The organism is Marinomonas dokdonensis (assembly GCF_052747885.1).
This window is the reverse complement of sequence record NZ_JBRAND010000010.1, coordinates 1-7,748: the sequence shown is the minus strand read 5'-3', so window position 1 is coordinate 7,748 and position 7,748 is coordinate 1. Positions and strand designations below refer to the sequence as shown.

The 7,748-nt window shown below is 43.6% G+C and carries 2 protein-coding genes; both read right to left on the bottom strand.

Annotation, left to right across the window (positions count from 1 at the left end; all coding sequences use genetic code 11):
• Nucleotides 1-2,557 (bottom strand): Ig-like domain-containing protein (locus ACUM5Y_RS15600; RefSeq protein ID WP_445977798.1); only part of this gene is annotated, 2,557 nt, incomplete at its 3' end.
• 270 nt (nucleotides 2,558-2,827) lie between these two features.
• A complete protein-coding gene (locus tag ACUM5Y_RS15595; protein WP_445977797.1) occupies nucleotides 2,828-7,735 on the bottom strand; it encodes an Ig-like domain-containing protein in 4,908 nt (1,635 codons plus the stop codon).
• Nucleotides 7,736-7,748 lie beyond the last annotated feature (13 nt).

The following is a 7,748-nucleotide window of genomic DNA, read 5'->3' as shown; positions in this document are numbered from 1 at the left end:
TATCACCGTTAACGAATGTCACTGTGACACTTTGCGCATCCTCATCCACGCCTTGTACCGTGACGGTGGCAACATCTTTGGTGATGGTATCCGCGACCACAATGCTAAGGGCATCTCCCTGGTCATCGGCCGACAAATCGACTGTTACAGGGCTCTCGCTTATGGTAGAAACGTTCCCCGCTGCGTCTTTAACGCTTGCCTTAACTAATTCACCTGCCCCAACTTCTACTGTAACTGCGCCCGTTGCTATTTCAGAAGTCGTGAAGTTTTGTAGGTGCCCAGCCACTTCGACAGTCAAGGAGTCATTTGAAACATCAAAGCCTAGCGGCAAGGTGATTTTAACCGTCGCTTTACCATCTGTGCCCAACTCGTCATAGTTGAAGATGCCATCATTGGACGTATCACCGACCAAACTCAAGGTAGGCAAGCCAAACGCTTGAGTGTCTAACACCACACCGGCATTCAAAGTTACCTCGGCAGTGTTACCAGCCTTGTCTGTTACCATTGCGATGATGTTAATGTTACCGTCATCTAAACTCGTTAAATCCGTATCCGTAAACACCCATTTGCCTGCAGTAAGCTCGGTGTGAGTCAAGGTCACTTCTTTAAATTTAACGCCATTAATGAATTTCACTGTGACACTTTGCGCATCGCCATCCACCCCTTGTACCGTGAGGGTGGCAACATCTTTGGTGATGGTATCCGCGACCACAATGCTAAGGGCATCTCCCTGGTCATCGGCCGACAAATCAACGACTACAGGGCGCTCACTGACGGTAGAAACGTTCCCGGCTGCGTCTTTAACGCTTGCCTTAACTAATTCACCTGCACCAACTTCTACCGTGACTGCACCCGTTGCTATTTCAGAGGTCGTGAAGCTTTGCTCCTGACCACCCACTTCGACAGTTAAGGCATCACTTGAAACATCAAAGCCTAGCGGCAAGCTAATTTTAACCGTCGCTTTACCATCTGTGCCCAACTCGTCATAGTTGAAGATGCCATCATTAGACGTATCACCCACCAAACTCAAGGTAGGCGCATTTAAAGGCGTAACATCGACTTCCAAGCCAGCATTCAATGTAACCTCTGCTGTGTTACCTGCCTTGTCTGTTACCGTAGCGATGATATTGACATCACCACTACCCAGCGAAGAAAGATCCGTGTCCGTGAACACCCATTTCCCTGCGGTAAGCTCGTTGTGAGTCAAGGTTACTTTTTCTGATTTATCACCGTTAACGAATGTCACTGTGACACTTTGCGCATCGTCATCCACGCCTTGTACCGTGACGGTGGCAACATCTTTGGTGATGGTATCGGCGACCACAATGCTAAGGGCATCTCCCTGGTCATCGGCCGACAAATCAACGACTACAGGGGTCTCACTTACGGTAGAAACGTTCCCGGCCACGTCTTTAACGCTTGCCTTAACTAGTTCACCTGCCCCAACTTCTACTGTGACTGCGCCCGTTGCTATTTCGGAGGCCGTGAATTTTTGTAGGTGACCACCCACTTCGACAGTTAAGGTATCACTTGAAACATCAAAGCCGAGAGGCAAGCTAATTTTAACCGTCGCTTTACCATCTAAACCCAGCTCGTCCTTGTTGAAGATGCCATCATTAGACGTATCACCCACTAAGCTCAAGGTAGGCTCCCCTAAAGGCGTGTCATCTACCTCCAACCCTGTGTCTACAGATATATCAGTCACATTACCAGAGCTATCCGTTACTGTGGCCGTTATGCTAATCTCTCCATCAGTTAGACCACTTAAGTCAACGTTTTCAAACACCCACTCACCTGTGACCGAGTCGGGTTGATTAAGTGTCACTTTTACCGTGTTAGTACCATCTGTAAAGGTAACCGTGACACTGACAGCATCATCACTAACCCCTTTCACAACAACCGTTACCAAGCCATTTTTTTGACCCTCCTCCACACTGATGCTGAGATTCTCCTCTGTAAGCTGATCAATTACTTCCTTTACCGTAGAAGGCGTTTCTTCAGTGATCTTATTGCCTATATTTTTCTGGTCATAACGAGAGTTGTATTCATTGGCAGCAGAGCCTTGGGAACCAAAACTTTCTTGCTGAGAAATTCTATCCGCTTGTTCTTTAGACTTGTTATAAGGGTATTCAGTAGCATTTTGATTTCTATGAACAGTTGGGGTATTTGAGGTTCCCCCCTCATCAATTAGCCCTTCACCTGCGGCAGTGGGATCTTGTATTACCGATGGATCTTCACCTTCAAGGATTGCCGCCTGCAGTAAACTAGCTTCTGCCGCGGCATCTTGAGCAAGAGATTCGAGCTCATCAAGGTTATAATTTTCTTCATTTATCTCAACAACATCCCCTGGACCAAAGTCAATTATTTCCACCTCACCGTCGAAAAAAATCACTCTGCCGCTAGAGTCACCAATTGAGCGTATTACATCACCAAAGAAGACCACATCATTATTGCCGGCAGTTCTAACCTGCCCAGTGCTTGAGGTTATTTCGACTAAGCCACCATTTACTTCTAAATAACCGATTGGTTGTTCGGTAGGAATATTGATATCACTCATTGCTGTCTCCTTGCTGAGTTTAAGTATTAAGACTGATCGTCGAAATATATAACTGAGCCAAGGAGCCATCTATTGTACTAAAGTACACTCATTGTTTACCTTTGTAGTAAATAAATAGGTTTTCACTTCCCAATACACATAACCTCACAAGCCGAGAGTAAAACCACCTTTCAATTACACAAGTTTACAATTGGAGATTCACTTAAATACAACCCCATAAAAAAAGGCCGATATGAATTTCATATCGGCCTTTTAGATTAGCGGTAGATATTAGCCATCTATATTAATGTTGTATTCCTCATTATTATAAATAACCTTAATGCTATCGCTAGTATTTACAGAGCCATCACCGTTAGAATCAAAAGATGACGTCTCATCAACAAAGTTAGCAACATCTTCATCATCAACCTTAACAGCCCCATCTTCAACTTTAACATGAGCCTCTAGGAACTCTGTTATAGCGTCCATATCTGCATCTTTACCTGGGCTTCCTTCAATACCTGATAGCAAGTCGGTTAGATCAAGAGCATCGTCTGCGGCATTAAAGTCAGTAATCGTATCGATATTTGACTGATCATTTACATCATTCAAAATAAAGACATCGTTACCGGCTCCACCCGTTAAGATGTCAGCTGCTTCATCATCGCCACCAAATAGAACATCACTTCCTAGATCCCCTACCAAGGTATCAATGGCTTCAGTACCGGACTGGAAGCTATCTGTTACGATTGTTCCATCTACATCCGTATCATCGACTTTATTAGTCACAGTACTTGTTAGCTCAAACTCAGGTAATTCCACATCAGTAAGTATCGATAAGCCATCTATTGATGTCTGGTCTTGTTCAATATCAAAGCTGTAACTACCATCCACATTAGAGGTTAATGTTTCGCCATTCAGCTGTACGGTAACCCCGGTTGGTATACCAAACAAATTCACCGTAGCGCCTTCAGCGGTTGCATTCTCGTTATCAATATCGACATTGATGTTATAAGTGTATGCATAGTCACTACTATTAGGAATATTGCTATCTGGAGTGTTTCCAGCAAGATAATCACTAAAAGCAGTAATATCCCCTTGATAAGAACCATCGCTGAACAAGATATTTTCAAAATTAGCAACTTGGTATTTGATACCATCAAGATTAAGTTGATAATCACTCAATGAATAACTTTTGAGTACAATTGAGTCAGTACCTTCTTGGCCGTCAATATATGCACCATTCGATAAAGCACCTTCAATAACAATAAAGTCATTTCCGGACCCACCATGAATAGTGGCGCCAACGACAGATCCTCCAACGGAAAGATAGTCATCACCTGATTCTAAGTTAACGTAAGCCTTAACATCCCCAGCAATTGATACAGTATCGTCACCGGCACCAGCTTGTATGGTTCCGCTACTTGAACCACCAATATATAAGGAATCATCCCCACCCGTGCTCAAATCATTATCATCTAGTTCAATGTGTGAAGATGAATCACCTTCAATAACAATTGAATCATTACCCGTACCAGCATAAATCGAGCTAGAGCTAGTAGAACCCTTAATGGTAAGAGAATCATTCCCGCCATCTGAATCGCGACTATCGTCCAATGATATATAACCAGATGTGTTTCCACCTACTATCACCGCATCACTACCACTACCAGCTTTAATATTACCTGATGCGTCCCCACCAATTAATATCTCGTCATCACCAGAATTACCATACACCTCTCCGGTTAGACTGCCGCCAATCTGAATTTCATCGTTGCCACTACCAGCTTTGATAGTACCCTGGACAACAGAACCATCTTTGACTTCACCATCTTGATAGGCTGAACCAACGATTATTTTGTCATCTCCGTCTTTGAGATAAACTGTGCGGCCTGAGTAGATATCATCTTTAATGAAGACCTTGTCATCACCGCCCTTAGTATTCAAATCCGCACCATCAATGTCATCACCGACATATACCGCATCATCTCGATCGGAAAAACTCGTCCATGAATTATAATCGCCTGAGAATACTTTCGTAGCTTCACTACTGCTACTGAACCCTTGCCAGTTATCAGACGTATCGGTTGTACTACTGGAAGTAGACGACTCAATTACATCAGACAAAGATACGGTAACGGTCGGCAAGATAGCAGATGCGGTTACTTCAACAGACGCCGTAGCGGTATCAAAGCCTCCATTACCATCAGTAATTGTGTAATCAAAGCTTGCAGTGCCACTAAAGCCAGCCGCAGCAATGAACACTACGTTGCCATCTGAATTTAGATACGCATAACCATTTTGAACATCACTAATACTAGAGATAGACAAGGTATCCCCATCAGAATCAGAATCATTCGCCAATAATGTTTCAGGACTAATAGTAATGGAATGTTCATCATCTGTTGATAATGGAGTGCCCTTAATACTACTCAACATACTTGAATCAAGCGTCGCGTAAGTCTCACCACCATCAGAACTTATGGTTGGCTGGAAGACATAATCCCCTCCCTGATCCCACCAGATCATATCAATAGCGTAATAACCATCTTCTGCAATCTCAAACTCAGAATGAGTTGTTGATGTAGGTGACTGGTTATTAGAAACAGTCGCGACATTTTCACCATCAATAGAGATCTGGTAACCATCATCGGCATAAACTTGGAAGTTATAAGTGCCCGCCGCCAAGAAGATATAACCTTGCAGGTGAATACCACCATCTGTGTTATCGTCCGGATCTGAGCTTAACGAAGCAGCATCATCCCCTAGGAATGTCTGCAAGTTTGTCTGAGTGGCTACACTGGTTGACTCACTAGTTGAACCGGTCGAAGAATAGTCAATATTAGTCGCATTGAACGTAGCCGTAGGCTCGTTATTTGCTATCACACTGATAAACTCTTCCAAGCTGTCAATTTGAGTATCTGTTCCATAATAGCTACCCACAAGACCAGCAAAGCCATAATCATCCACCGCAACAGGGTTGGTGTTTAGATCACCTACTGTAATGGTTTGTGATACTTGACTCGTAGAATCACCGTCCGTTGATGTTACTGTCACAACAACATCAAAGCCGCCTGTATCTTGACTTGTACTAATCTGTAACCCATCAACTTCATCCGCAGCAAAGCTGTAACTACCATCGGTATTCGCTGCAATAACAGAACCATCAGCGTCAAGCAGGCTTGCACCTTCAGGTAAAGCAGAAATGCTATAGCTCAATACTTCACTGCCATCGGTATCAGTTGATGCTCCATCAATACTCAATTGACTAATAAAGAGCCCGCTATCAACACTGGCCTGGATGTTAGAAATATCGACCACTTCAACCGTTGCAGTAGACGCTACTTCAAAGACAACCGTTGCCTTACCATCAGCATCTAGTGTCACTGTGTATGAATTAGACTGATTATGGCTTGGCGTACCCGTATTTTGTTCGTAGGTGAACTGATCTTGCTGAACACCATTTATAGAAATAGTGTAGGTATCCTTTGTCTCTGTGTAGTTACTATCAGAGCTCTGAACACCATCTTCCCATCCACCTGAAATATCTGAGTCAAAAGATATCGTAACTTCTTGACCAGCATACTCAGCTCCAAAGTCAAATACACGACTCACGGATTCAGCTGTAACATTGTTACTATTAATATAACCATCACCTTGGGCACCAAGGTTATTAATATTATCTTCAGAAAGGGTAATAGCACCCTGAGACACGGCATCAGAAAGTTCCACTTCCAGAGTAGGAGCATCCGCCACAGCATCAACTGTGACAGTCACACTCGCTTGAGACGTTAATACACCATCGGAGATAGCGTAATCAATCGTCACTTCACCACTGAAATCATCAACAGGTGTAAATTCAAGTTTGCCATTAACAATTTCAACGGTACCTTGATTTCCAGAGACCTCTGCTTTAACAATACTTAAAGAGTCATTCTCTGGGTCAGTATCATTAGCCAGAACATCAATCGTAATCACAGTGTCTTCATTTCCAGAAGCCGTATCATCCACCGCAACAGGAGCTTGGTTAACATTAACCGTAAGCTCAGAGCTAACCGTACTCAACACTGTATTACCAGAAGAGTCAGATGAAGTAACAACAACTTCTAAATCAGGGTCATCTGCAAGATCGGACCCAGTAACAGAAAGTACCCAAACTCCGTTGGCTCCGACAGTAGTTGTGTATTCTTTGCCGTTTATGGTTGCAGAAACAACATCACCTTGTGAGATGTCACCTCCAATTGCGGTACCTGCAATTTCCACATCGCCTTCGGGGTCAGTAAGATCGATCACATTACCATCAGGTAACGATGTAATAGATACAACGCCAGCAGTGGCACTAAGATCAACATCATAGGTTTGAACGTTAGTTTGTGAGAATGGATTACCACTTGAGTCAAAACCTGAAACAGTAACAGAAACTTCAGGGAAATACTCAAGCGTATTAGCCAGGTCAGAACCTAAGACATCAACACTAAATAAATAATAATTGCCGTCTTCACTTAACTGATCAGAAACAACACCGGTACCAATAACATTACCATCAACGCTTACTGTAATTGTATCGCCAGGTTGAGCATCTCCTTTCACGGAACCAGTTATCGGTACAAGATTTCCCTCGGAAGCTTCAATGCCATTGATAACTTTATCATCTGTAACACGATCAACGTTGATGGTTGCGAAAGTAGATAAATCAATATCATGAGAAGAGGACACCGAACTTTCGACGGTATTACCCGCTTCATCACTAGAATGAACTACAACCTCAAAATTTGGATCCTCAGATAAATCAGCTCCTGAAACTTCGACAGACCAATTTCCATCAACATCAACAGTCGTTTCATAATCGTGACCATTAACGGTAAAGGAAACCACATCTTGGTAGCTAATATCACCACCAACAGCAGTACCAGAAACAATAATTGTAGAATCACTTTCTGCGATATTCACAATATCATCAGCAGTAATGTCACCCACAGTAACAATGCCTGCCTCAGCGACAGTATCCAACGTTAAGCCATCCTCTAGCTCAGCCGTCGCTGTGTTACCTGCCGCATCCGTGACTTCCGCACTGATGCTGATCGCTCCATCTGCCAACTCTGTTAAGTCAACACCACTGAACGTCCACTCACCCGTCTCGCTGTCTTTTTCTGTCAACGTCACCACAACTGGTGTCTCACCACCATCGCTCAACGTCACGGTCACGCTGACC